The organism is Gallaecimonas zhanjiangensis (genome assembly GCF_057624825.1).
The window spans coordinates 4,111,070-4,137,146 of sequence record NZ_CM172603.1 but is presented as its reverse complement, the minus strand read 5'-3'; the positions used below and the strand labels follow the sequence as shown (position 1 = coordinate 4,137,146).

The window sequence follows — 26,077 nt, the reverse complement described above, 5'->3', positions numbered from 1 at the left end:
GCTCTCTACCAACTTTCAATGGCTGCCATGGCCAGAAAAGGAGAGCCGGATGCGCCTTGTATACCTGACCCTGCTGGGGCTGGCCTTAGCCGCCTGCGACAGCAAACCCCCCGCCCCCCAAACTCCCCGTTATGACGCCAAAGCGTTTTTCGATACCGTTAACTACCGGGGGCTGTCGTTGTCTCACGACGGCCAGCAGGTGCTGGTCAGCAGCGATATCAGCGGCATCTTCAATGTGTTTGCCATCCCGGTGCAGGGCGGCAGCCCCAGGGAGCTGACCGATAACCCCGGCTCCACCTTTGCGGTGAGCTGGTTTCCCCATGACGAGCGGTTTCTCTTTACCCGCGACGACGGCGGCAATGAGATTTATCACCTTTTTGTGGCCGATGACGCCGGCCAGCACGACCTTATCCCCGACCCCAACGCCCGCGCCCAGTTCCTGGCCTTCAATCAGGACGGCACCGCCTTTTACCTGCTCAGCAACGAGCGCAACCCCAAGCTGATGGACCTCTACCGCTACGACGCCACCACCTACCAGCGCCAGCGGCTATTCAACAACGACCAGGCCTTTGAAATTGGCGCCATCAGCCGTGACGGCCGCTTTTTGGCCCTGGACAGGGTCAACAGCAACAGCGACACCGACCTTTACCTGGTCGACCTGCAAGCTGCCGACAAAACCCCGGTACTGATAGGAGACTTACCCGGCGAGAATGCCAATTTTCGCGGCCTCACCTTTGGCCCCGAAGGGCACTTTTTGTATTTTGCCACCGATGCCTACGGCAACTTCAACCAGGTGTGGTCCCACCATCTGGCCACCGGCACCCAGGAAAAGGTGGCTGGCAGCGACTGGGACGTCAGCGGCTTTGCCTTCTCGCCCTCGGGCCAGTACCGGGTGGAATCGGTTAACGCGGATGGCCGTACCGAGCTTAGGGTCAGCAATGCCCGCACCGGCAAGGCCCTGGCGCTACCCGATTTGCCCCCCGGCGACATTACCGGCGTCAACTTCAGCGACGACGACGCCACCATGGTCTTTTACCTGTCCAGTGACACCAGCCCGGCCAATCTCTACGCCCTGGATTTAAAGAGCGGCCAGGCCCGCGCGCTTACCTCGGCCCTGAACCCGGCTATCGATGCCGGGCAGCTGGTGACTGCCCAAGTGGTGCGCTACCCGAGCTTTGACCAGTTGCAGATCCCGGCCTTGCTGTACCGGCCCAAAGGCGCCTCAGCCGAGGACCCGGCGCCGGTGATTGTCTGGGTACATGGCGGCCCAGGTGGCCAGAGCCGCCATGGCTACAACGCCACCTTGCAGCATCTGGTCAACCACGGTTACGGGGTGCTGGCGGTCAACAACAGGGGCTCGTCGGGGTACGGTAAACCGTTTTTTCACCTGGACGACAGGCGCCACGGCGAGGACGACCTGAGGGATCTGGTCGAGGCCAAAGGCTACCTGCAAAGCCTGCCCTGGGTGGATAAAGACCGTATTGGCATCATGGGTGGCAGTTATGGCGGCTACCTGACGGTGGCGGCCCTGGCCTTTCACCCCGATGTGTTTGCCGCCGGCGTGGATATTTTCGGGGTCACCAACTGGCCGCGCACCTTGAGCGCCATTCCGCCCTGGTGGGAGAGCTTTAAGTCCTACCTGTACGCGGAGATGGGCGACCCGGCCAAAGACGGCGAGCGGCTGCGGCGCATCTCGCCGCTCTTTCATGCCAGCAATATCAACAAGCCGCTGCTGGTGGTGCAGGGCCTTAACGACCCGCGAGTATTGCCGGTGGAGAGCCAGGAGCTGGTGGCGGCGGTAAAGAAAAACGGCGCGCCGGTGCAGTACCTAGAATTTGCCGATGAAGGCCACGGCTTTACCAAAAAGCTCAACCGCATCGCCGCTTCTGAGGCGTACCTGCGGTTTTTAGATACCCATCTGAAGGGGCAGCAGCGCTAGTCGCCGGGAAAGCGGTAAAAGCAAACCCGGCCCTTGCCCTGGGATTTGGCGGTATAAAGCGCCTGGTCAGCCAGCGACACCACGGTTTTGGGGTCGTCGTTGTCCTTGGGCCAATAGGCGCCGCCGATACTGCAACCCACCAGCAGCGAGCCCCATTGGCTTTCCATGGGCTCGTTTACCGCCGCCAAAATGCGCTCGGCCACTTGCACCGGTTGGGTGTGGGGGCCCAGTTGCAGCACCACCAGGAATTCGTCGCCCCCCAGCCGCACTGCCAAGTCGCCGTCGCGGGTGTTGTGAATAAGCCGCTCGGCCACCTCCTTTAACACCAAGTCGCCGGCCTGGTGGCCGAAGTTATCGTTGATGGCCTTAAAGCCGTCGAGATCCAGGTACAAAAACACCAGTGGGTCGACTTGGCCCTGCATAAAGCGCAGCAGGGCGGCACGGTTGGGCAGGCCGGTGAGGGTGTCTTTGAGCGCCAGAGATTCCATCACCCCCAGCGCCGACTGGTGCTTGCTGAGGTTGGTTACCATGTCGCACAGGGAATCGCTGAGCATTTGCAGCTCCCACACGCCTTTGACCTTGGGAATGGAGGCCGGAATGCCGGCGCTAAGGCGATTGGCGGCCCGGGCAATGCGGGTGATGGGCCGGCTTATCCTCCCTGACAACCACCAGCCGAGGCCGGCAGCCAGCAGACTGGCCAGCACTGTCATCCCCAATAGCCGCAGCAGCATCGGCGATATCTGCTCGGCTATCTCCGCCACTGGTTGGCGCAGCAGCACCTGCCAGCCCGGCGAGTGGTAGTGGCTGGCCGTCAGGGCATATAAAAAGGCCTGGCCCTGGTCGTCGTAAAAGCGCTGCCAGCCACGTTTTTTCAGCGCGGCCAGTTGCTCGCCGTCAATCAAATCCCCCAGCTGAGCGCCGCTGCCCACCATTACCACCCCGGCTTTATCCAGCAGCAGCGGCTCGATGCTGGCGCTGTCTTGGCGTGGCAGGGCCAGGGCCTGCTCGATAACCTTGGCCCAGTCCCAGGAGAACTGACCGGCAAGGATGGCCAGGGTTTGCTGGTCGGGGCCGCGAATGGCTATGGTCAGGCCAGCCTGCAAGTAGGGGTGGGCTTGGCGGCTGGGCCAGGCCGGGTTGACTACCGGTACCGGTTTGTTGGCATCGCCCGGCAGATGCAGCAGGTCGAGCCCGGTCAGGGTTTGGCCCACCAGCCAAGGGTCGGTGGCGTAGAGCACCTTACCCTCGGCATCCAGCAGGCCAATCCAGTCCAGGTTTTGCGAAAAGCGCTCGACGTTATCAAAAAAGGCCACCACTGCGTCGCCATCGATGGGTGGGCGGAACAGGGGCAGGCTGGCGGCGCCTTCAAAAAACTGCAGGCGCTTTTCCATGTCCATATCCAGTTGGTTCATCAGAATGCGGGCATTCTGGGTGAGCAGGTGTCCGGAGAGGGTGCGAACGTCGTCCTTGGTTTGGATGATGGTAAAGAAGGTGAAAACCCAGGAAATACAGATGGCGACCAGGGCAATGCCCACTGCTATCTGTACGCGAAGACTGGTGTGCCGCATAGCCAGGCCCCTAACAACGTACGTGTTAAAGGATTGTAAACCATGGGCAAAAAGGTGGTGGAGCCGGGCAATAAAAAAGGGCCCGCAGGCCCTTTACTCAGTTCTGGTAATCGCCTCTGAGCGATTGCACCAGCGGCTGCATGAAGCTGTGCACTTCTTCGTTGAGCGCGGCGTCGTTTACCGAAGCCAGGCCGTTGTTGACGTCTACCCAGGCCAGGGCTTCACGCTGCTGCCACAGCGGCATGTACACGCGGGTGCGCAGCAGGGTCAGGCTGGCGGTGACGTTGGCATCTTTGGGAGCCTCAAACCAGCGGGTGTTGCCCATGCTGTCTTTAAGATCCACCACTGCCACGGCGTGAACGCCGAGGGAATAGGCCACTTTGGCCAGGATCTGGTTGATCTCGTCTTCGCTCATGCTGTTGAGATCCAACGACACTTTCATGTCGCGCATCTGCTTGGCGAAGGTGGCAGGGCCCACCAGGCGGTAACGGGTATCCTCGGCCAGCAGCTCGGTGGTCTGGCCGACAATGCTTTGATAAAGGCGCTGGTTTTCCGGGGAGGTGTTCACCAAGAAGGCAGACAAGTCGGCCACGGCAATGCTTTGTACCCGGTGCAGAACGTCGGATTTGACGGGGCTTTCTTCCAGTTTGTCCTGGGTGACAACCACGTCGAACTGGGGCTTGCTCTTATCTTTGCCCGAGGTCTGCACGCAGCCGGACATCAGAAGTGTAAGGGCGACAAGGAAGAGCGCTTTTTGCATGATCCACTCCTTTGGATACTGAGCGTTATTTGAGCGGGAGGACAATATCAAAACCGCCGCGAGAGTTCCACTACCGGCGTAGTACGGCCCCAGCAGCCCCCATAAGGTGACCCGAAGTACTTTAAGGGAAAATGAACAAGCCCTTGGTTGTTTATGTTATATCTCATGCACTTGGAATAATGGGCCCGGTAACGGCGGCAACTGGGAGGCGGTGGCATGAGTGGTCTGCGTTGGTGGCTGACATCCTTGTCGCTGCTGGTGGCCGGTGCCATTAACCGGGTGCCCCGTTTTGCCCGCGAGCCCTCTTATCGCCTGCCGGTGCCAGAGGGCACGCCCTGGCAGCAGCGCCTGGGAGCCGGAGTGCGGCTGCTGTGGGACAACAAAGATGCCCTGGCCACCCGCCTGGCACTGATTCAAAACGCCAAAGCCAGCATCGATGCCCAGTATTACCAGTGGCGGGCCGACACCTCCGGCAAGTTGCTGCTGGCAGCGGTGCTGGACGCCGCCGAGCGCGGGGTGAGGGTGCGGCTGCTGATTGACGATGTCCACACCGACGACGACCCCCTCATTGCCCGCCTCAACGTGCACCAGAATGTGTCCATCCGCCTCTTTAACCCCTTTGGCAGCCGGGTACTTACCCCCATCACCCGGCCCCTGGAATGGCTGTGGGATTTTTCCCGCGCCAACCACCGCATGCACAACAAGGCGCTGATCGTCGATGGCGAGCTGGTGGTGCTGGGCGGGCGCAACGTGGGGGACGAATACTTCGGGCTGCACCCCAGGCGCAACTTTCTGGATATGGATCTGTTGGCGGTGGGCCCGATAGCCGAAGACGTGGCCGAAGCCTTTGACCTTTTCTACAACGCCCAGTGGGCGGTGCCGGTTTCCCGGCTCATTTCATTGCGGCCATTAAAGCGCGAGGCGCGCCAGGCCTTTAAAAACCTCAAAGCTTTCTGGGACAGGCCCCAATGCCAGGCGCTGCTGGCCAGCCTGCCAAAGAATGTGCTGGAGCAACCCTTGCACCCGGCTGGCATGGAGGTGTTGTTCGACCCGCCCTCCAAGGTGCATCCCTTGCGCAAGCAGCGGCGCCGAGCCGGCTCGCGCACGGCTATTGCCCTTGGCCGCCTGGCCAGAGAAACCCGCCACGAGCTTCTGGTAGTGAGCCCCTATCTGGTGCCGTCTGGTGAGATCTTGGGGCAGATGGGCCAGTTAAAGGGCGCTGGTGCCCAGGTGCGCATCCTCACCAACAGCCTGGCTGCCAACGACGTGGTGATCGCCCACACCGGTTATGCCGCCCAGCGCCAGGCCATGCTGGCCACCGGTATCGAGCTTTTCGAGCTGGCCAGCGACGCTGACCTGCCCGGCGGCCAGGAAGCAGGCAGCCAGTCTGGCCTGCACGCCAAGCTTATCGCCTACGACAAACGCCGGCTCTTTGTGGGTACCTTCAACCTCGACCCGCGCTCGATTTTCATCAACACCGAGATGGGCCTGCTGCTCGATTGCCCGGCTATCGTTGCCGAGCTTGAGGCGCAGCTTGCCCCTTATGTGGGTGGCAGCCAGAGCTGGCAACCGGGGTTTAGCGGCTCGGCGCTGCTGTGGCGCCGCAGCCATCAGGGGGAGCAGTGGAGCGCCTCGGTGGAGCCCCTGGCAAGCCTGGGGCGCCGCTTTTTGGCACGGGTGCTATCTTGGCTGCCGGTGCGCAGCCAGCTGTAACTCAACCGGCAAGCTCAGCCGGCACCTTGGCGCCAAAATGGCGGCTAAGGTGAGCCTTGAGGCGCTCGATATCGGCGTCGATGGCGGGGTTTTTCATCACGTCAAAGCAGGAAAAGGTCGGCAACACCTCGGCGCCGCAAAAGCGGTAGCAGGTGGCGATGTGCAAGAAGGCGTCGTGGTCCGTTCGGCCCTGGTAAAGCACCTGTTCGGGGTTGCCAAAGGCCTCGGCCGGGGCGTTCCAGGTCAGGGACATCATCAAGGATTTGCCCTGCATCAAGCCGCCCATGCCGTACTGGCGGGTGGGGTCGGTGCGGGTGCGGCCATCGGTGGCAATCAGCAACTGCTGCTCAAGCCCGGCGTTGAACACTTCGTCCAGATACTTCTTGTGCTTCCAAGGGGCGCCAAACCAGTTAACCGGGGTTTGCAGCACGATGATGTCGGCCCACACATGCTTTTGCACTTCGTCGTCTACCTGGTAGCCGCTGTCGATATGGGTGTGGCGCACCTCGTGGCCCCTGGTCTGCATTTCCTGGTCGATAACCTCGGCCAGGTGCCGGTTAAGGTTGCCGGGGGACCAACCTTCGTAAAGCTGATGGGCGTTGATGATTAGAACCTTTGCCATGGGAACTCCTGGGTGGTTGATGGGGAGCGGCGATGCCGCCGGGAAGCCATCTTCGGCCAGGAGCCTGCTGTTGCGGTTGTCTGTTTTAAGCCGATTTTTGCCTAAACCAACAAAGCGTCATGGCCGGGCACTATCGCCGTAGGCGAGCCGTGCTAGGCTGGCCAGTATCTTTGGTGCTGCTGGATTGCCATTTATGCCAAGCCCTTCCCTTGCTGCCCTGGCCACGGCCCTTAGCCAAAAGCTTGAGCGCGACGGCGAAACCGCCACCGCCTATGGCGGGCTCAAGCTGTATCGCTACAGCGGCAAGGTGGTACCCATGCCTTGCTTGTATATCTTTGGCCTGGGCATCACGGTGCAGGGCAGTAAGCGGCTGATGGCGGGAGAGGATGTTTACCTGGCCAGCGCCGGGCAGCTGATGATCACCTCGGCAGACTTGCCGGTGATCAACAACATCATCCCGGCCAGTGACAACAGCCCCTACCTCGGTATCTGGCTGGATTTGGACATGCAGCTTATCGCCCAGCTGGCCCTGGCCATGGACGCCGGCAAAGATGGCGGCTACTGCCAGAGCATGAAAATTCTCGACCTCGAAGACGACATCGCCGACGCCCTCACCCGGCTGCTGGCGATACTGGACCAGCCGGTGTTGCTGGCCCAGCTTGCGCCCCTTATCCAGCAGGAGATTGTGGTCAGGCTGCTGCTGGGCCCCGGTGGCTGGACGCTGCGCCAGTTGGTGTCGGCCGGCTCGCCCATCAACCGGGTGGCCAAGGTGGTGTCTTGGCTTAGGTTTAATTTCTCTCGCAACCTGCCGGTAGATGAGCTGGCCGCCATGGCCAATATGAGCCCGTCGTCCTTTCGCCAGCATTTTCGGGCGGTGACCGGCATGAGCCCGCTGCAATACCTCAAGCGCTACCGCCTGCTTGAAGCGCGCCAGCTGCTGCTAAACCATGAGCTGGACGCTGCCAGCGCCGCCCTGCGGGTGGGGTATGAGAGCCCGTCGCAGTTCAGCCGCGAATACACCCGCCTTTTTGGTGCCCCGCCCCTTCGCGATGTGCGCCGGCTGAAGTCGGCGGTGGCCGCCTCCTAGCCTTTCGCCCTGCCTGGCTCGCCCCCTGGCTAACGAGGCTTGTGCCGGCTCGCCAAGCCCGGTAAAAAAGCAGCACAACAATAAGGAGATGACATGAAAAATCTGTTCACCCGGGGCGCCCTTGCCTTGCTTGGCACCGCCTTGCTGACCAGCATGGCCTGGGCCGACGAAACCGCTGCCGACAAAGAGCGGGCCGACTACATTCGCAGCCATTACGCCAAGTACGAATACCAGATCCCCATGCGCGACGGCACCAAGCTCTTTACCTCCGTCTACGTGCCGTACGACCACACCAAGAAATACCCGATGCTGATGCAGCGCACCCCCTACACGGTGTCGCCCTACGGCCTCGATCAGTACAAAACCCGCCTGGGCCCAAGCGAGAGCTTTGAAAAAGCCGGTTATATCTTCGTGTTCCAAGACGTGCGCGGTAAGTTCATGTCTGAAGGCACTTTCGTGAACATGCGCCCCCAGGACGCCGGCGAGAAAGGCGGCAAAGCCGTTGACGACGCCACCGACGCCTACGACACCATCGACTGGCTGGTCAAACACGTGCCGGACAACAACGGCAAAGTGGGCCAGTGGGGCATTTCCTACCCCGGTTACTACACCTCGGTGTCGTCCATCAACGCCCACCCGGCCCTTAAGGCCATCTCGCCCCAAGCCCCCATCGCCGACTGGTTCTTTGACGATTTCCACCGTAACGGCGCCTTTGTCACCCCCATGGCGTTCTTGTTCTTCGACACCTTCGACAAGCCCCGCGACGGCACCATCAGCGCCTGGCCAGAGGGCCACAAGCTGCCAACGCCAGACGGCTACCAGTTCTTTAAAGACCTGGGCCCACACAGCAACGTCAACAAGGATTACTTCAAGAACGACCGCCCGTTCTGGAACGAAATCACCCAGCACCCCAACTACGACAGCTACTGGCAGGCCCGCAACGTCTTGCCGCACCTTGGCAACACCAAGCCCGCCACCCTGGTGGTAGGCGGCTGGTACGACACCGAGGATCTCTACGGGGCGCTGGCCACCTACGCCACCATGTCCCACAAAAACAAGAAGGACAACGTGCGGCTGGTCATGGGCCCCTGGTTCCACGGCCAGTGGAACCGCGCCGACGGCTCCAGCCTTGGCGAAGCCCACTTCGGCTTTGACACCACCAAGTGGTACCAGGACAACATCCAGCTGCCGTTCTTCGAGCACTACCTCAAAGGTAAAGACGAGCCCGAGCTGGCCCGCGCCACCGTCTTTGAAACCGGCGCCAACCGCTGGCGCACCTTCGACACCTGGCCGCCCAAGCACACCCAGCCCGAGACCCTCTATCTGGGCAGCAACCAGCAGCTGCTCAAGCAAAAAGACCCGGCCGGTGGCTTTAGCGATTACGTGTCTGACCCCAATAAACCGGTGCCGCAATCCACCGCCATCAGCCGTGGCTGGGACCGCGAGTACATGACTGCCGACCAGCGCTTTGCCGCCCGTCGCCCCGATGTGCTGGTGTTTGACACCCCGGTTGCCAAAGATGACATGACCATCGCCGGCCAGCTGAACCTGGATCTGTGGTTCTCCACCGACCAAAGCGCCGCCGACATCATCGTCAAGCTGGTGGATGTATTCCCCGGCACCGACGAAAACACCGGTCTTAAAGACGACGCCACCGGCAACCGCCACGAGTTGGTGCGTTGGGGCGTGATGCGCGGGCGCTTCCGTGACAGCTTCTCTGATCCCAAGCCCTTTGTGCCCGGCCAGCCCACCGAAGTGAAGTTCACCCTTTACGACGTGCTGCACACCATCAAGCGTGGCCACAAGCTGGAGATCCAGGTACAAAGCAGCATGTTCCCCTTCCTGGATTTAAACCCCCAGAAGTACGTGCCCAATATCTTTGAAGCCAAAAAGAGCGACTACGTCCGCGCCACTCACAAGATTTACCACTCGGCCCAGTACCCGAGCTCGGTGAGCTTTAACGTGTTGAAAGATTGAGTGCATTTTCTGCTGCAATAAAAAGGCCGCCTGAGGGCGGCCTTTTTTTGTGGAGGTGTTGGCGAGGGTATGAATGTCGCATTTCGGCTGGTTGTAAAACCGGGGCGACAAAAGCCATCTCTGGCCTTAGCACTAAAGGGCATCGTCGTTTTACTTCGATGTTCAAACAAATTTGCCGCCCCGGCGGGCGGCCCTAATTTTTAAACGATCATTTTTGTCTAAAAATGTATGCGGGCCGCTGAGGCAAAGCAGAATCTCAGGCGTTACGCGGTGCCCTCTCGGGGAGCTTGGGTTGAATCAAATGTTGCTTACATTGCGTGGCGATTCCTTCTGGCTTGCAGGTTCTGTGCTCGCGCTTCGCAGCAGCACCGCAGCGCTTTGATAGGCAAGCCTCACCCCGCCGGGCGACTTATGGTCTTGGTTACTCAGGCTTTCTCTGGCCGCTGCCTTTTGGCTTTGCTCTTCGCGCGCTGGCGCCAAAGTGTAAACTTGACGTTTACTTACTGGTCACATTCGCTTGCGCCCACGGCAGTAAGGCGTTCCACGTAAAGCGGGCCAAGGCGGGTAGCTTCGTTACCTCTTGAACTGATTTGGATACGGAAGTGGCTTACCCCTATTGATGCTGGGTTTGTTGTCGCTTCAAAAAACAATTTTTCACATCGCAATCAATAAATGTAAAAACCATGTCGCCAATATGAGTTAAGCATTCATGTCGTCTGGCGACGTAGCGGATTGCGATGAGCATGAAAACGCAGTGCAGCCCTGCGTCAATCATGGCAACTAATCGCCTTTTGAAAAGGGGTGCATAAACGCCTCTTAGGAAGAATCACAATGGAACTGCCTTTGCTCACCAATGATAAAACTCGCTTTCTCTCTGTCGCTCGCTGGGTTGTCATGTTGCCACTCCTTGGCACGCTGCTTGTTGGCTGCGGTGGCGGTGGCGGTGGCGGTGATGATGGCAGTACAGAGACAACTCCCACACCCCCTGTGAGTACCCCTGATACTGACGAACCGGGTGATACACCGGTAACGCCGGTGCCGGAAGATGAAAACCAACCCACCTTGGAAGCGCCCACTCTCACCAGTGCGGTACTGTTGCCCAAGGCCGGTGGCCCTTCATTACCACCGCCGCCGGATAGCTTAAGGCTGCCGGCAGATTTTGTGTTTAGCTCATCGCAACGCCAGTCCGCCATGAGCGCCGCGGCAGCAGTAACGGATGCGGAGGTGGTTACGCCTGTGCAAGCCAGCTCTTCGGGCGATGAGAACGACACCAATACTGCCGCAAAAGCCATTGATGGTGATTTACAAACCCGTTGGGAAAGCGCCTGGAGTAACACAGCGACTGACCCCGACGCGGCGTGGCTGCAGTTTGATTTTGGGAGCAAGACCGCCATCGGTTACATGAAACTGCAATGGGAACGCGCCCATGCAGCGGAATATGCGGTGTATATCTCTGACGATGCCCAAACCTGGTATCAATTGCGTTATGTGGTCGGTTCGCAGGGGGAGACCGAGCAGTTTTACAACTTGGGTATCTACGCCCGTTATCTGCGTTTGCAGGGGATAACGCGGTCAACCCAGTATGGCTACTCACTGTTTGAGGCCGAATTTCGCGCACCAACTGCCGAGAATTCTCTGCCCACACTGCAAACTTCAGCCGTGTCTGTGCCGATGTCGGGTGAAGGGCTGACCCCACTGCCACAGTTTGACGAGCCGATAGAGTCCACCCAGTTTTCCTTACCCGACGGCCGCTTGGTAACACGCTTTGGTATGGTTGGCCGCTCTCGCCATGCCCGTGAACGCGGTGAAGACTGGAACGAGATTGGCTATGGCGTGAATGACACCGTGGATGCGGCAGGTAATCCCCGCGACAAAGGTCCAGGGGCGCATCTTAATTTTGTGGCCAACTATTTTCAGTTTCGTACCTGGGGCGTGGAGATCATCGACGACAGCCATGTCGCCGGGGTGACCCATCCCAAGTTAGTGGTTAACCAATATTTTCAACAGCCGCAAAAAGGCGGCGGGCATGTCTTTGTTCGTGGCTTTGATAATCCCTATGTGACCGGTTATGGCTGGATGAGCCCGGGTGATTTGCTGGATGACTCCACCTATTTGACCGATGGTGCCCCCTGCCCGGTAGTGGCTAAACCCGCTAATGGTGTGTTGCTGCGTCCCGACAGTGGCTATGGCGGCGTAATTGGTGCAAACGACGGTTGCAGTGTGTTGTTTGATACCTTTCCGGGCCATCGCGACAATTCACCCGACGCCAACGGCGTTATGGTGCCGAACGGTAAAACTATTGACGCCCGCCCGTTGGAAGTAGGCGATGTGTTGGAGTTTTCCAGCTCGTTTTTTACCACCCGCGAGATCATGGATTCCCTGGGCGACAGCCACGGTTATCGCTACTACACCAATGAGCTGACTTACGTCATGGGTGAAGGTTTGCGGCCTTGGTATGGGGTGCAGCCACGGCTGAAAAACGAGCCACTGCCCAAGGAAACACTGCAAGGCGGCACGGGCTCTATTTCTTACGATTACGCCGATAATGCCGCTTTTATGTTCCAACAGCCGCAAACCACCATTGCCATGGAAAACATGCAACGCTTTGTGGAAGGGCGCCGTTGGATCCATACCAACCTGTGGACTGGCGAGCACAACGAGCCGGATAACGACCGCAACGATGCGGGCATGGCGTTGCAGGGGCCGCGCTTCAACCAGTCTTCCTGCTTTGGTTGCCACATCAATAATGGCCGCAGTGCAGCGCCAACGGTGGTTAATCAGCGGCTCGATACCATGGCGGTACGCACCGCCGAATCCACCGTCGATGGCACCTATTGGCCAGACCGCCATTACGGCCTTGCGGTACAGATGAACGCCCGCTCAGTAACCACTGGCGAAGCGCAAAATTGGGGCACCGGGGTTTGGTTGGCAGGGTTTGACGATTCCTCAGCAACCCTGGCCGATGGCACAGTGGTGGCGCTTCGAAAACCCAAGATAGCGTTCGAGGGGCCGGCGCCTGCGGTCTATTCACTGCGTGCGGCGCAGCCGATGATTGGCATGGGGCTGCTAGAAGCCATCCCCGATGCCGAGATTTTATCTCGGGTGCGCACCAGCCCAGACGAAGATGGCGTGAAAGGCACAGCAAACTACGGCTACGACCCAGAAACCGGCGAAGTACATCTCGGCCGCTATGGCTGGAAGGCCGGTAAAGTCAGCTTGCGCCATCAAGTAACCAACGCAGCATTGCTGGATATGTCGGTCACCTCACCGGTCTACCCCAATCGGCTGTGCTTGGCAGGCTCTGCCCACTGTAATGCCAGTGATGGGCTAGATATGGGGCTTTCTGCCGAAGCGGTCGAGCGCATGACCCAGTATTTGCAGCTGCTGGGCGTCCCGGCGCAGCGCAGCCTAGTCAGTGGCTTTCCCAAAGGCGTTACCCCCTTGCCGTACCTGGATGTAGACCCAGATGCGATAGCCAAAGGGGAGAAACTCTTTACCGATATCCGTTGCAGCAGTTGCCATGTGGTGGAGCTGCAGACCGGCAACACGTCAGAATTTGCCGAAGTGCGCAATCAGACAATAAAGCCCTACACCGACATGCTGTTGCACGATATGGGTGACGGATTGGCCGATGGCTTTCAAGAAGGTTTGGCAACGGGCAGCATGTGGCGCACATCACCGCTGTGGGGCATTGGCTACACCGAATATGTTGCGGCGGGCACACCTGTGGGATATCTGCACGACAGCCGAGCGCGTAACCTGACCGAAGCCATTATGTGGCATGGCGGAGAAGCGCAAACCAGTAAACAGCGTTTTGCAGCACTCAGTGCGCAAGAGCGCCAGCAGTTGCTGAGCTTCTTAAAGTCGCTGTAAAGAGGGTATCAAGGCCCCGGTTGCCTACGGGCGGCCGGGGTTTAATCCCAAGCTTTTTGTCCAGCCAGCTCGAGCCATCCCTGGCTTTCGCCCCAAGGGCCATCGCCACTTCGCTCCGATGCTCAAAGCTGTTCCGGATAGGTTTGTCACCCCGACGGGCGACTGACTTTCTGGTATCGCTGTTTCCCAAATCCACAGTTCGTTTAGTGATACTGCCCTTGACGCAGCTGACAACTCTATCTCATCGGCGCACTTTCTTATTAAGGACGGCTAAAACAGCTAAGAGCGAATAGATATTCTCCAAAACTGGATGCGCTCTTTTTGCCATGTCTAGGGGGCTGTAACGTCGCCAAGATTTTGTTATCTGGAGTGCATGGATGCGCTTTTTCTCAGAAAATCTGGAAGTTATCGACAACCTGGGCAACACCTACGTCTTTGCTGGTCGGGGTGATGCGGTAGGTTTGCAGTTGTTTGGCGATGCCAAAAACATCGGCCGTGACGACCTGCCTCTGATTTTAAACAGGCTTCCATACTACGGCTTAAACGAGCTACTTCACTTTTGGCGCGATCTCAATACTCAGTCATCGCTACATACCTTCTGTGATACCCAGGCAGAGCAACAACTGATTCAAGCGATAGAAAATGGCGATCTCTACGTCTTCCAAGTTACCGACGGCCTCGATACTGAGCTAAGCAGCGCTACCGCAAGTAACGGTAACGGAGCAGGCAACAATGCTGTCCCCGCTGCGGGAAATGACACCCCAAGGCAACAAAACCAACAGGTCAGTACTGCCCAGTCCCAATCCGTTGCCGCACGTACTGCTGAAAGCGAGGCTGCGGTTGTACCGGGAGACAAAGCTGATATTCTTGGGGAGTCTATCAAAGCAGAAAGTGAAGTTGTTCAAAATAGCAGGCCTATTGATTTGAACAACATAACTCCGAATGATGTTCCGTCGTTCAAGAGTGGGGACTTTAATAAGTGGTTCGATGCGAGGACTCCAGAAGAGCTTGCCGTTCTTTATCAAACGCCTAGTCTTAAGAACAAAATATCTGACGGGTTAAGAGGTGCTGGGGGCAAACACGAATTCATGATGGTTGTTGAAGCCCCTCAATGGAGCAAATGGGGTGTTACAGCGCAGCAAGTGCAAGAGGACTTCGCAATTCCGATCTCGACGCTCAATGAGGGTGGATTAGCCAAGGGTTGGAAGCATTCAACTGGAATCAAAGGGTCTAAAGCGCCAGGTTCAAAGACCGCACATAATGAGTTGCAGACCGTAATTCAAAAGTCTAATAGCTTGAGTGATTACAGAACGAACATGAGAGTGTGGGCTGAGAAGTGGATAAATGGGGGCTATGATGCATTGCCCTCGGGATTTCATAACTAAGTAGGCAATGATATGTCGTTAAAAGACTACTCTGATGAAGACGATTACTACACCCAAGGATTCGAAAAGGAAGGAGTAGTATCTATTTGGGTTGGATTAACAGACAATGCCAATGACCCTGAAGAGCTAGATGCATTACAGGATTTGTGTGGTGTTGGATATTATGATCTAGATAATCAAGAAGCTAACTGTTTTGATTTTAATTTAGTGACATTACAGGAGCTGCTTGAAGACATTTCCTACTCTAAGTCCTTCATGATAGATGCATTAGATAGGGCTAGGGAAAAAGGATTGTCAGAAGCACGTTGGGTCATAGTTCAGTATGAATTCGAATATAACCCGAGCAAAGTGAAGAGAGAAGTTTCCGACGATCCAGTATTTTTGGGGTGTTTTAGTTACGTAGCGGAATAGTTTTTATAAAATCTAGTCTGAATACATAGGTTTACGAAAACGGTGATATTTATTAGCCCAGGCTACTTAAGAGCCTGGGTTAACCTATAAGATTCGGAAAATGATGTTGTTATATCGTATTTAGGCCAGTGTTGCTGTGTGCATTTCAAGTTTTGTATGCGTTTATCGCTCCCCTTTGGGGGAGTAAGTGATGCAGTCCATTAAAGCGGGTGAGGTCCAATAACTAATTTAGCTGCTTTTTATGTGAGTACACCGCCAGCATCTACGAGTCGAATAATTTCTGGAAACCTTTCTTCCTGGCACTGTATTTTTGAGAGAAACTCGCGTGCACTTTTCCAGCTATATTCTTTAACTACCTCCCCACCATCTACACCGCCCTTATACATTTTTGGCTCGTAGTACTCTGTGCTATCAATTTCTTTAACCTGGACAAAAAACTCGTACCAGTCGCCGTCATCCGCTTTGAACGATAAGGAATAAGATCCTCCATCCCTGCAAATGTCTACGCCGTAGATTTCCGTTATTTTGAATTTCATAGATTCACATAAAAATAAAAGAAAAAAGTGAAAGAGGACATGTATTCCCACAACCGCCACAAACCGCTTTTCATCGAAAGTTGCAAAATACGGGGCGTCCATATACGTCCTTTAAGAAAAAAAGACACCCATCCCATCATGTTTTAAGTCGCAAGTCATTTTGGATGAAGCCGGTTTATTGGCTTGTATGGCTTATATCGAACTCAACCCGCTTCGCGCCAAGATAGTGGATACCCCAGAGGCTTCCGCTGATGTGTCGCTGTCGGCAAGACTTAATACTGAAGACGGAACAAAGCCTGCACTACTGCCTTTTGTCACTCAGTTTAAAGACAGCCCCAAGGGTATTCCTTTTGCACTGGCCGATTACTTGGCGCTGGTGGATTGGACGGGTCGGGCACAACGAGACGACAAGCGCGGTTTCATCACCCCAGACACCCCTGCCATTCTGGAACGCTTCGGCCTTGATGCCGACAGCTTCCTTATCGCTCTTGGCCAACACCAGCTTTCCCGTGGCTCTGTGATTGGCCACAAACAAGCCCAAAGTGCTTACGCCAAAGCCCATCATCGACGACATGTGGTCGGCCCACCGATAAAAGCCGCTTAACGCTCCCCTTCACCGCCACACTCACAAACCCTCGGCACCCGCTGACAATCTTGCTCGCCTTGAATTTGCGTTTTTAACGATAAAACGCGGTATCAGCGCGAAGAAAACACCTTCAAGGCTGATTAATACCGCACTGTCGATGCGATACGAAAACTGGACTTTGAATTACTCAGGAGATGGATTTCCTTTATTTTTTTATTTTTCTTTATTTTTTATATAGCGACGAGGAAACACATCGAGTTCACCCTTTATGGTTACTCAAAAGATGGGTGTCCTTTATATTTTTTATATTTTAAGTCCAAATCACTCTTAAGAATTTTGTTAGCCGTTGTCATATGGGAACACTATATTTTCTGCATCACTCAGTAATGGTTTTGAAAAAATAAAATCCACATGTGGAATTTCAACATCTTCCTTATTCATACAGCATGTTTCAAAAGTTTTATCACTTTTGCAAGGACATTTATCTTCCTTAGAAACGCTGCTAAATCGTGCAATTGGGAATTTCATTTTCGTCCAGCGTACATCCCAATCTTCAAATGCATTATCTAAGAAACTAGATAAACGTTCCAAAAGCGTGAAGTCTAAAGTTGAGTCATCGTGCATCACTGAATATTTTTGGACAGGTTTTGTTACGATAGAAATTTCGAGTATCTCCATATCGTGCACTTCATGTACACATAACTGGCCATTATATACCTTGCCCTTCTTATGTTCACACCGAGATCTAGGCCTTACTTTGTGACCACAGATACTGCAAGAATAATAGCCAACTTTAAACCCTGGACTACAGAATAAACAATATGGATAAAGAGATTGCCATTTAGAAACCTTACTCTTGATAAAGTCTAACCTCGAAGCAACGATATGATCTTTGTAAGAGTTTTCTCGAATATAGTTCTCTTTTATTTCACACTGCTCTAGCTCATTCCACGCTTGTCTATAATTTTTTAGCTTTATGTTATTGAACGCCTTAATAAACGATATATTCAAATCCAGAGATTCTAGGCTTAGCCAACAGTTATTAGCCTTATCTTCATCACCATTATCAATAGCAGATCTTTTCTCCGCCTCAAGATATTCTATAACTTTTTTTATTTCATTAGTTTCAGTGTCATCTATAGTTGTTAGTTCAATCTTCATCGCTCAAGCTCTTCACTGCATCTATAGCTTTACTTAAATTTTCTACCTTACCATTAAACTCTATAGCAGTGGTTTTTCCTTCTTTGTTTTCCACCATAATTTTTAATGCAATGTTGTCATCATCTTTAGCTTTTAGTTTGTCATAGATATATGAAGAAATAACACCGCAAAATACTGGAACTACAATGCTTTGAATTATGAATGTACCAAGCCAAAACTCTGCCCCGTGTAAACCTAGTTCCTTATATTCTTCATCAGAAGCATATACATCAGTATTGATTCCATTTTCATTTAAGAAGTCCAATGTGTCTAATGTTCCCGCGTAAAACACATCATCATGACCATGTGAAGGGAGAATTACGACACTCTTCTCCCTCAATCCAGAGGATATCTCAGGAGCTGCTTCATTAACTAATTGTGCAAATGTCAAGCTAGATTCTTCTACACGAAATATCTCTTTTTTATCCAATATACTCATATCAATTTCCACTTAATTATGTTTAATCTTCCGAAGACGGCTAACGCTCACCTCACCGGAACCAAAAGCGTCGCTTTTGGTTCCGGTGAGGTGTTTGTCATGCACTATGGTTGGCCAATAAATGAATTAAATAGAATATAGGCATACCCATTTATGAAATAGTATGAAACAAATGATAAAAATATGAGAATAAATATGTTTTTATATGGGTTTCGATACTCTCGAGTTAGCTTTGCCATCTGGAATGCTAGGCCATTATTTTTTCCTGTAGCTCTAATATGAACTATTGATGTGTAATGAACCAAAGAACTAGCCATTCGCAGTTGCATAGATAGGAGAAAAAACACACCCATAACATGTGTTAACAGCCAAGGAATTGATTCGGGTGTTAACAACTTGATTAAGCCTTTGACACCAAGCTCTCTAAAAATCTGCTGTATAGATGAAAACCCTTCAGGAGCGTACCTCGGCCTTAGGGCTGATGATATTAAAATAAGCGTGAAAAACGAGGCGAAAAGAATTGCAGTCAGATAAATAATCCATTCATTTCCACCAATTTGGTTTTTTATGTACGCATATAATGATGCGCTACTAAAAAATGAAATCAAAAAGAATGATATAGAAGTAAGGGCTATAAGTATTTCGTAACGCCAGTAGATATAAAGTCCACATAGTACAAAAATAGTCCCATAAACTAATGGCAGAATGTCATCTTGACTATTGTCTCTTGAGCTACGACTTTTATCTGTACGATCTTCCATAGGAAGATAAATAACCCTGCCTGATCTTTCGACTATTTCTGGAAGTGACTGCTTCGGCTGAGCCGTTTTAGGATTAGAGTTACGCCTTTGTAATGCAGCCCAAAGAGGACCAAGACCAGACCCAGCCACTAAAAATATAAAGCTAACAATAAAAGAATCTTGATTTCTAATTAGGAATTCTAACATTTATTGATCCATGCTTATTTTGCATAACGCCCAATTAATGTGTGAGGTACGCAATACCAATGCCGCCTCATACCACCTTAACCACTAAAGCCACCACAAACCAAAAATGCCACGCGTGCCGAATCACTCTTAAATTATTTGTTATACCCGTTTTAAAGAGTTGAGAGCACCTTTCAATTGCTTACTTTTCCCTAAACCTGATCGCCTTACAAACTTATCAACATTATGCGCAAGGATATTTGTAGGTAAATCAGCGGCAAGCTTTTTAAACTGCTTTGGGCTAGTAAATTGGAAGTCATAGCCATACTCATTAATAAACGCCATCAAAACAAAATGAAATGAGTTTAAAGCCTGCCACCTCATACAGTCTCTTTGAACCGAAACACCAGACAAATACTCAATGATTTTTGCAAAGTCGTTATCTAAATTAAGCTTTTTGAAATCGTCAAAATCCAGCAATTGTTCGTTAGAGTACAGTTTTTTCAGCATTGCATTGAAATCATCTCGATAAAAATGGTCGGAGTCTGATGATTTATCATAATCTAACTCTTTAAATATACTTGCGTCACAAAACAGTTGCGGAAACAACTTAATATATTTTAAAAAAGTTAAATCAGTGTCTGTTGACACTGTGCTATCTAAATATACAGCTTCCTTTTCAATGTCCCTGCAAATAGCAAAAAACAACAGAAACCTATAGCAAAAGGAAACTAAGTAATATTTTTGAGCTATAGGAGAGCTATCAACTTTGTGCCAACCTTCTGGAGCGTTATCAGAAAAGTTCCACATTCGATGGTTCAGCGATTCTGCTGCGTTTAACAAAGCTATTTTGTGCTTAGATAACGCCTCTCTCACTTGTTTTTTTTGTTTAAATCTATAGTCACTTTCTAATTTATATGTGTGGAAATACCGTTCCCAAATGGGTCTAGAGATTCCCTTCAGTATTAATACAAAAATTGAAACTACAGCCGAAATCAACGCCGCCTGTATTTTAGGATCACTAAAACTCATACTTATCCTCTAAGGGGATAACGCCAGTATTTGCGGCGGTTTGTAGCGAGGCACGAGCGGAAAAACCGTCCAAGCAACGCAGTGGATGATGCAACATGCACTTGTTATAGGGCATTTTCAATATACCAAGTATCAGCAACAACTTTGATAAATCCCATGTCACCTTCGAATGAAAATCCAAAGTCAGATTCTTCTACTGACTCTATTTCTCCAAGGCTAGATACGCCTTCAAATGTGATGAAGTTTGCCTTAAGAGTTAAGCCAACAAACTCAACTGAAATTGGATTTTTATTTTTTATGGGCAAACACTTTAACTTTTTGCCCGTTTTCAGATAAAAACAGAAACTCAATGTACAGACTTTGATTGTCATGAGTTAACGACAATAAGTAGGATTCTGCTAGTTCATTGAGATGCATACTATGCATTATAACAATAGTTATAATACCGGCTCGTTTTCACTTATCAGATCACTTGGGATGGTGATTTTAACCACCTGATCTCCTTGGTGATATCTGCGAACCTGTCAATCACCCTACGTGAAAACGCGCCGGCTTCTTTTGCTGATCGGACCGGCTTCATGTCGTGAAGTCGGACCACCTTAGAGATTCAATTTAGTCAGTGGCTTAGCTACTGCGGTTTGATGGGAATGGCTTTAGTCAGTCTTCTCAACCAAACGCATCGCTAACGCCGCTCTTGGAGCCCATTTAAGTGGAGCGCCTTACCGTCGGGGCGAAGCTTGCATATCAAAGTGCTGCTTTGATGCTGCTGAGCGCGAGCACAGGACATGCGAGCCGGAAGGATCCGCCACGGACGGCTATCGACACATGCTTCAATCGAAGATACCCGAAAGGACAACGCGCAACGCCTGGGCAGTGCTTTTGGGTGGGCTGCCCTGCTGACTTTGTGCGAAAACAAAGTACCTCGCCTGCCGGGGCGAGACCCGGCGTATAGAGGAGCTGTCAGGAAAATCAGGAAAGAATAAAAACTATTAATTATCAGTGTGATATATGCGGAAATAACCTTGGGGTAAGCGACGCTACCGCCCTTGAGTTACAGCTCTCAAATGCTGATAGCATCCTTGTTATCACTTGACCCAGCGTTGGGAAACCTTCCCTGGCGAGTCACCCGGCTCGTGCGTCCTGTGCACTCGCGTTCACCTGCGTCAAAGCAATGCTTTGACTTCGAGGTTCACCCCTTGAGTGTGGTTCCCAATGTCCCTTTCTCATCTTGAGTTGTTACCCATCCCTGGTGGCTCCTTCCACCTCGTATATCCGGAGTTGCTTGGGCATTAGCCTTTCACCAAATCTCCATATTACTCAGCGAGATAAGCGCCATAGACTCACCATAGCCACATCAAAACGACGGGTAAACGGGCTGGCATTAAAAATCTCTCAAAAGTGGCGTACGCCTAGCCCTCACCGCACCCTGCGTAGCAGCTGGGCTTTCTGGGGCACACCGCGCCTCGGGAGCAAATAAGGCGGGCTTCGGTGTCGATGCCTCTTTCTATCCAGTTGATATTCAAAATCTTGGCGACGGTGCGCAGCTCTTTTTTGATGGGGTTGGGAATGGTGGTGCTGCCGCCGTTTTTCACGCAGGAGGCTTTGAGTTCTTGGGCGATGGCGTCTGCTGCAAAGCCCTGGGCGGCGAGGGCGGGTAGCAGGTCGATACCGGCGCACAGCACCCGGTTGTTGCCGGCCGGGTCGATAACGTTCACCGATTCACAGCAATAAATGCGGGGCTGGTCGCCGACGTTGAGAATGGAGATCTGCGCCGAGCTTTGGCTGCTGGCGTGGGCTTCACTGAGCCGGCGAAACACCGCCCAGTGCTGGCAAGGGTCGTTGACCTTGCGCATGTTGCCCCAGGGCAGGGGGATGCCGTTGCCCCGGTACACCGCTTTGAGTTTGCCTTGGCCGTAGGCGTCGAAGTAGTGCCAGTGCGGGTAGGGGGAGACCACCGTCATCCGCCGCATCGCCACCGACGGCGACACTCCGGCCTTGGTGTGTACGTCTATCTCGTAGCCGTTGCGGTCCAACAGTTGCCGAAAGGGCACCTTGGGGCACAACAGGGCGCCGGCGAAGAAGCTGGACTCGAAATCCCGCCAGGCTTGCAGTATGTCCTGGGCGTTGAGATCGGAGGTAGGTTGGCTGTCGGGGGTTTCTTCCCAGGGCTGGGTATTGCCGATGGCCAGCACGCTTTGCAGGGTGTCGGTACTGTGCAGCACCTTGTGGCCGATATACACCGCCAAGTCGTACTTGAGGCGGGTGGGGTATTGGCGCAGCACTTCGTTGAGGTAGAGGGTGCCGGGGGGCTCGAAGAAGGAGGTCACCAACTGTTTGGCGCTGTTGCCCAGTTCGTCCACCACCTCTTTAGGGGGCCTTTTTACCCAGCGGATACTCAGACCTTGGGCCTTGGCCATGGCCAGCAAGTCGTCCACCGCCAGGTTTAGGCGCTTTTGGCCTATGTCTTCGGCGGCCCGTTCCAGGTTGGGAAAGTGGTTTTGCAGGTTTTCCTGGTGGGCGCGGATCAGCAGGTGAGCGAACTGGCGGCCGGTGATGCCGGTTTGCGACAGCATCTCGGGTATGGCGATTTGCAAAATCTCGTTGGAGAACAAAAACCCCGGCTCCAGGGCCATACCGCTGATGCCGCCACGGCTGCCTTTGTCGGGGGTCAGCTCGCTGCTTTGCTCGGGTTCGTTGTCCAAAAACCACTTGGCATCTTTTTGAAAAACCTCGGCAATCACCTCCAGCATTTCCACGCTGGGCACCCGCTTGCCCCTTTCAATCATCGACAGGTAAGACACCGACGGCGCGTATTCAGGGTTGATTCGGATACAGCGCGATGACAGGTCTTCCATGGTTAACCTGTTGCTTTTACGCAAGTTTCTAACCTTGGTGCCGAGGAAGTGGGATTGCCTTACCAGACTTTTTGACACTGCCATTTTGTAAAATTCACACTGTGAAATTTTTGTTGTCAAATTATAGTCAGGATTTGGCTAGGCTACAAAACAAGCCGCTCAAAAGCCCTGGCGGCAGAAAAATCAGGTGGGCAACTGCCCAGTAACGAGGACACTTTCAACGAGGTAACCACAAATGAACATGCCCGCATTGAACAGAACAGACCTGCACGACCAGCACAAACCCGTTATCGCCGAGGCCATCTTTGCGGTGGAAGCGGTGAGCGCCGGCGAGCAAAGCGAGAAGCAGCTCAAAGCCAAAGCGGTGCTGGACAACCTGTTCCCCCTCGATGCCGGCTCCCACCAGGACGTAACCTGCTACGTCATCGATTACCACCACCTGCTGGCCTACTTCAAAGACGGCAGTCATTGTGGCCTGAAAGACGCCAGCCACTTCGTGGCCTTTACCGGCGAGAAGGAAGACCCCTGCGCCATCTTGCTGCGTGATGGCAGCGGCTGCCACCTGGAGTTGTCTTTGGGGTGCCGCAAGGGCAGCGGCGCCGTGGAATTGGTGGCGATTGAAGATATCCAACTGGAAAGCTGCACCACCTTCAGCCAGGGCCCGGCCCTGCCCCCCAGCATGGCCGCCATGCGCCACTGGATAAGCCTGATCAAGGGCGACGGCAAGCCCCAGGCGATGATGGAAGACAAAGAATTTACCGCCAAATGCGGCGCCGATTACTACCTGGATTACAGCTTCACCCTGTAAGGGCGCAGTTGTGAAAAAGCCTCCCCCCGGGAGGCTTTTTTGTGGCCGCTAGGCCGGTAGCGTCAGCTTACTGCCGTTGAATTTCAGGCGGTTAAGCAGCGCCCTGGCGGCATTGGCCCCTTCTTCGTCGAACTTCAGGCCGTAAAGGGCGTAGTGCAAGGAGCGTTGCAGGTTGCACACCGAGCCTTGCAGCGGGGCAAACACCTGGGTCTTTTGGCTGTTGGCAAAAATGCTGAGGGTGAGCTGGTCTCCCAGCTGAAAGGTTCTGCCAAGGGGCGGGGTAACAAAGCGGCAGCCGCTTTTGGATAAATCCCTAAGCTCGCAATCGCTCTTGTGGCTCTCCAAAATCACCTTGCCGGGCAGTTTTACCTCGAACCGGGGTTCTTTTCTGAGCTGGGTTACCTTGACCGAGGTGGGCACCGACAGCAGCAGCATCGGCAGCGGATCTTTAACCTGATGCAACAGCTGGCTGCGAAAGTGCAGCTCGGCTCCTTCGCCACGGGGCGAGATGGCCCGTACGTTTATCCAAAAGCCGTCTTGGAAGAAGTAGTTGAAGTCGTCGGCGGGAATGTCCGGCACTTCCAGCAGCAGGCAGCGGTTACCGTGCTTGCCAATCAGCACCGTGGAGCAATGGTATTGGCTGCCCACCGGGGTGGTGATGTGCAAATCCAGCGCGCCGCCGTGCTCAATCATGGCAAAGGCGTCGGTGCTGTTAACGGTGGTAACGGTGGCGTTTTGTAAAAAGGCCTGGCCCGCATTGCGCCGGGGTGACCCTGTGGCTGTTTGTGACATCGTCCTGCTCTGTTCCCTGATGGCGCCATCGCGCCTTCTAACTACATGATTTATCAAAGCCTGAATCAAAAGAAAACCGCCAAAGGCCAATTTTTTGACGCACCGGGCATTGCGCCTTGCCATCAGGGCGCTGGCGCTAAAAAGTCGCTGGCAAAAAGGCGCCGGCTGCTTATGCTAGAGGCACCTTTTTCCGGCAGCAGGCAGCCCTTGTGAACCCATCCGCGCAATTGAATGACGTTTTTGACTTGCTCAAGGTGCTGATCCGCGAGCCCAGTGTGGTGGGCGCCGAGCATGCGTTTTTCAGGGTGTTACAGCGCGAGCTGGAAGAGCGGGGCGCCAAGGTGACTTGGTATGAGGGGCTGCTGGTGGCCCAGGGTAACAAGCCGCAATCGGCGATGTTCTCGGCCCATATCGACCGCCATGGCCTGATTTGCACCGGCCCCAACGAGTTTCAATACGCCGCCTTTGTGGCCGGTAACCGCTCCGATCTGCTGGGTAACTCGGTGTCTGAGCAGCTGATGGCGAAAATTGTGGACCGCTTCGACGCTACCCCGGTGATGGCTTACGAGCCTTGGTCCGGCGCATACCGGGGCAAGGGGCAGATCGCCTCGGCCCATGTCTGTGAGCGGCGCAACAACCTGATTTTTACCCTCGATGGCCTGGAGCATCTGGTGGCGGGCACCCCGGTAGCCTTTGCCGACCGCCTGACCGTTGGCTCCGATACCGTCTCAGGGCAGCTGGACAACGTGCTTACCGCCGCCTTTTTGGTGCATCTTTTTAGCCTGGGTTTTGAAGGCACCGCCTTCTTCACCGCCCAGGAAGAAGCGGGCAAAAGCTGGCGCTACCTGCTGGAATGGTTCCGCCGCTTTGGCAGCAGCACCAACCGGCTGGTGGTAGTAGACACCAGCCCCTACCCGGACCGCGCCGCTGCCGACCAGCAGCACCTGGTGCTTCGCAACAAAGACGCCAACGCCGCCTTTGATTTGGAACTCACCGGGCAGTTACAGCGGCTTTGCCAGCAAAGCGGCTACCAGGCGAGCTTCAAAGACCAGTTTATCGAGCAGCATAACCGCGAGTTGCAGGCTCAGGGCCTTGAGCCCCAGTCGCTGGGCAGTACCGAGATGGGCCGCATTGTGGCCGCCTCCAACGGTATGGTGACCGGCACCACCTTGCAGATCCCCACCACCGGCTATCACACCATGGAAGAGACCGCCTCCATCGCAGCCTGCGAGGCCTTCTTGCAGGTGCTTTGCAAGGTGGCGGAGATCCCCGCTTAGCCCAGGGGCTTTTCCAGCTCAAAAAAACCGTCGTTGAGGCTGTCGAGACGGGCCGCGATAAGCGCCTGGGCATCGGCCAGGGCCTGGTTGTAAAAATACGGGCCCATTTTGGCGGCGATAAAATCGAGCAGGAATTCGGCATCAAACTGGCCCAGCTCTTGGTCCAGCTCCTTGTCGAACCAGTCTTGCAACAGGGTTAGCAGTTCGGTTTTTTGCGCATTGGGAAAACGGATCAGGGGCGGTGCACTTTTGCTGCTCATTTGCGTATTTTCCTTTGCAAATCTTTACCGC

General features: G+C 54.0%; 22 protein-coding genes. 10 read left to right on the top strand and 12 right to left on the bottom strand.

Annotated features, from left to right (window positions below; genetic code table 11):
* Positions 1 to 49 precede the first annotated feature (49 nt).
* Positions 50 to 1,939 (top strand): alpha/beta hydrolase family protein, encoded by a 1,890-nt coding sequence (locus AC22G1_RS19550; RefSeq protein ID WP_487314835.1) that lies wholly within the window; start codon positions 50 to 52, stop codon positions 1,937 to 1,939.
* On the opposite strand, the gene AC22G1_RS19545 is transcribed toward AC22G1_RS19550, so the two are convergent.
* Positions 1,936 to 3,507 carry a sensor domain-containing diguanylate cyclase gene (locus AC22G1_RS19545; protein WP_487314834.1) on the bottom strand — a complete coding sequence of 524 codons (1,572 nt, stop codon included), beginning with the start codon at positions 3,505 to 3,507 and terminating at the stop codon, positions 1,936 to 1,938. The genes AC22G1_RS19550 and AC22G1_RS19545 overlap by 4 nt on opposite strands.
* 97 nt (positions 3,508 to 3,604) lie before the next feature.
* Entirely contained in the window at positions 3,605 to 4,267 is a 663-nt protein-coding gene (locus AC22G1_RS19540) for a hypothetical protein (protein WP_050659791.1), read from the bottom strand.
* Between the two features lie 216 nt (positions 4,268 to 4,483).
* Here AC22G1_RS19540 and AC22G1_RS19535 point away from each other — a divergent pair, with 216 nt between their 5' ends.
* Positions 4,484 to 5,980, top strand: coding sequence for a phospholipase D family protein (locus AC22G1_RS19535; protein WP_487314833.1), 1,497 nt, complete (start codon positions 4,484 to 4,486; stop codon positions 5,978 to 5,980).
* A gap of 1 nt (position 5,981) precedes the next feature.
* Here AC22G1_RS19535 and AC22G1_RS19530 read toward each other — a convergent pair whose 3' ends face one another.
* A complete protein-coding gene (locus AC22G1_RS19530; RefSeq protein WP_487314832.1) occupies positions 5,982 to 6,602 on the bottom strand; it encodes an NAD(P)H-dependent oxidoreductase in 621 nt (206 codons plus the stop codon).
* Between the two features lie 193 nt (positions 6,603 to 6,795).
* On the opposite strand from AC22G1_RS19530, the gene AC22G1_RS19525 reads away from it, so the two are divergent.
* The 5 genes from AC22G1_RS19525 (at position 6,796) to AC22G1_RS19505 (ending at position 15,335) form a co-directional block, all read left to right on the top strand.
* The gene (locus AC22G1_RS19525; protein ID WP_487314831.1) at positions 6,796 to 7,689 is read left to right on the top strand and encodes an AraC family transcriptional regulator; all 894 of its coding nucleotides are present in this window, start codon (positions 6,796 to 6,798) and stop codon (positions 7,687 to 7,689) included.
* A gap of 93 nt (positions 7,690 to 7,782) precedes the next feature.
* Positions 7,783 to 9,666 carry a CocE/NonD family hydrolase gene (locus tag AC22G1_RS19520; protein WP_487314830.1) on the top strand — a complete coding sequence of 628 codons (1,884 nt, stop codon included), beginning with the start codon at positions 7,783 to 7,785 and terminating at the stop codon, positions 9,664 to 9,666.
* Between the two features lie 831 nt (positions 9,667 to 10,497).
* Positions 10,498 to 13,539, top strand: a complete 3,042-nt coding sequence (locus AC22G1_RS19515) for a di-heme oxidoredictase family protein (protein ID WP_487314829.1) — start codon at positions 10,498 to 10,500, stop codon at positions 13,537 to 13,539.
* A gap of 377 nt (positions 13,540 to 13,916) precedes the next feature.
* A complete protein-coding gene (locus tag AC22G1_RS19510; protein WP_487314828.1) occupies positions 13,917 to 14,924 on the top strand; it encodes a hypothetical protein in 1,008 nt (335 codons plus the stop codon).
* A 12-nt stretch (positions 14,925 to 14,936) separates the two neighbouring features.
* Entirely contained in the window at positions 14,937 to 15,335 is a 399-nt protein-coding gene (locus AC22G1_RS19505) for an immunity 22 family protein (RefSeq protein ID WP_487314827.1), read from the top strand.
* A 239-nt stretch (positions 15,336 to 15,574) separates the two neighbouring features.
* Here AC22G1_RS19505 and AC22G1_RS19500 read toward each other — a convergent pair whose 3' ends face one another.
* Positions 15,575 to 15,973: a hypothetical protein gene (locus AC22G1_RS19500; protein WP_487314826.1), complete on the bottom strand. Its 399-nt coding sequence runs from the start codon at positions 15,971 to 15,973 to the stop codon at positions 15,575 to 15,577.
* Positions 15,974 to 16,058: 85 nt separating this feature from the next.
* Here AC22G1_RS19500 and AC22G1_RS19495 point away from each other — a divergent pair, with 85 nt between their 5' ends.
* The gene (locus tag AC22G1_RS19495; protein WP_487314825.1) at positions 16,059 to 16,475 is read left to right on the top strand and encodes a hypothetical protein; all 417 of its coding nucleotides are present in this window, start codon (positions 16,059 to 16,061) and stop codon (positions 16,473 to 16,475) included.
* 321 nt (positions 16,476 to 16,796) lie between these two features.
* On the opposite strand, the gene AC22G1_RS19490 is transcribed toward AC22G1_RS19495, so the two are convergent.
* The 6 genes from AC22G1_RS19490 to AC22G1_RS19465 form a co-directional block, all read right to left on the bottom strand.
* A complete protein-coding gene (locus AC22G1_RS19490) occupies positions 16,797 to 17,618 on the bottom strand; it encodes a hypothetical protein (protein ID WP_487314824.1) in 822 nt (273 codons plus the stop codon).
* Positions 17,608 to 18,096, bottom strand: coding sequence for a hypothetical protein (locus AC22G1_RS19485; RefSeq protein WP_487314823.1), 489 nt, complete (start codon positions 18,094 to 18,096; stop codon positions 17,608 to 17,610). Before AC22G1_RS19485 ends, AC22G1_RS19490 begins: the two co-directional genes overlap by 11 nt.
* Before the next feature lie 104 nt (positions 18,097 to 18,200).
* The gene (locus tag AC22G1_RS19480) at positions 18,201 to 19,043 is read right to left on the bottom strand and encodes a hypothetical protein (RefSeq protein ID WP_487314822.1); all 843 of its coding nucleotides are present in this window, start codon (positions 19,041 to 19,043) and stop codon (positions 18,201 to 18,203) included.
* A 141-nt stretch (positions 19,044 to 19,184) separates the two neighbouring features.
* Positions 19,185 to 20,054: a hypothetical protein gene (locus tag AC22G1_RS19475; RefSeq protein ID WP_487314821.1), complete on the bottom strand. Its 870-nt coding sequence runs from the start codon at positions 20,052 to 20,054 to the stop codon at positions 19,185 to 19,187.
* A 104-nt stretch (positions 20,055 to 20,158) separates the two neighbouring features.
* Positions 20,159 to 20,425: a hypothetical protein gene (locus AC22G1_RS19470; RefSeq protein ID WP_487314820.1), complete on the bottom strand. Its 267-nt coding sequence runs from the start codon at positions 20,423 to 20,425 to the stop codon at positions 20,159 to 20,161.
* Positions 20,426 to 21,463: 1,038 nt separating this feature from the next.
* On the bottom strand, positions 21,464 to 22,909 hold the full coding sequence (locus tag AC22G1_RS19465; protein ID WP_487314819.1) for a DUF3612 domain-containing protein: 1,446 nt from the start codon (positions 22,907 to 22,909) through the stop codon (positions 21,464 to 21,466).
* A gap of 235 nt (positions 22,910 to 23,144) precedes the next feature.
* Here AC22G1_RS19465 and AC22G1_RS19460 point away from each other — a divergent pair, with 235 nt between their 5' ends.
* The gene (locus tag AC22G1_RS19460; protein ID WP_487314818.1) at positions 23,145 to 23,717 is read left to right on the top strand and encodes an aldolase/citrate lyase/malate synthase family protein; all 573 of its coding nucleotides are present in this window, start codon (positions 23,145 to 23,147) and stop codon (positions 23,715 to 23,717) included.
* A gap of 48 nt (positions 23,718 to 23,765) precedes the next feature.
* Here AC22G1_RS19460 and AC22G1_RS19455 read toward each other — a convergent pair whose 3' ends face one another.
* Positions 23,766 to 24,509, bottom strand: coding sequence for a flagellar brake protein (locus tag AC22G1_RS19455; protein ID WP_487314817.1), 744 nt, complete (start codon positions 24,507 to 24,509; stop codon positions 23,766 to 23,768).
* 209 nt (positions 24,510 to 24,718) lie between these two features.
* On the opposite strand from AC22G1_RS19455, the gene AC22G1_RS19450 reads away from it, so the two are divergent.
* Positions 24,719 to 25,786 carry a hypothetical protein gene (locus tag AC22G1_RS19450; protein ID WP_487314816.1) on the top strand — a complete coding sequence of 356 codons (1,068 nt, stop codon included), beginning with the start codon at positions 24,719 to 24,721 and terminating at the stop codon, positions 25,784 to 25,786.
* Here the strand turns inward: AC22G1_RS19450 and AC22G1_RS19445 are convergent.
* Positions 25,783 to 26,046 carry a DUF2164 domain-containing protein gene (locus tag AC22G1_RS19445; RefSeq protein WP_050659513.1) on the bottom strand — a complete coding sequence of 88 codons (264 nt, stop codon included), beginning with the start codon at positions 26,044 to 26,046 and terminating at the stop codon, positions 25,783 to 25,785. The two genes, AC22G1_RS19450 and AC22G1_RS19445, sit on opposite strands and share 4 nt — an antisense overlap.
* Positions 26,047 to 26,077: the final 31 nt, after the last annotated feature.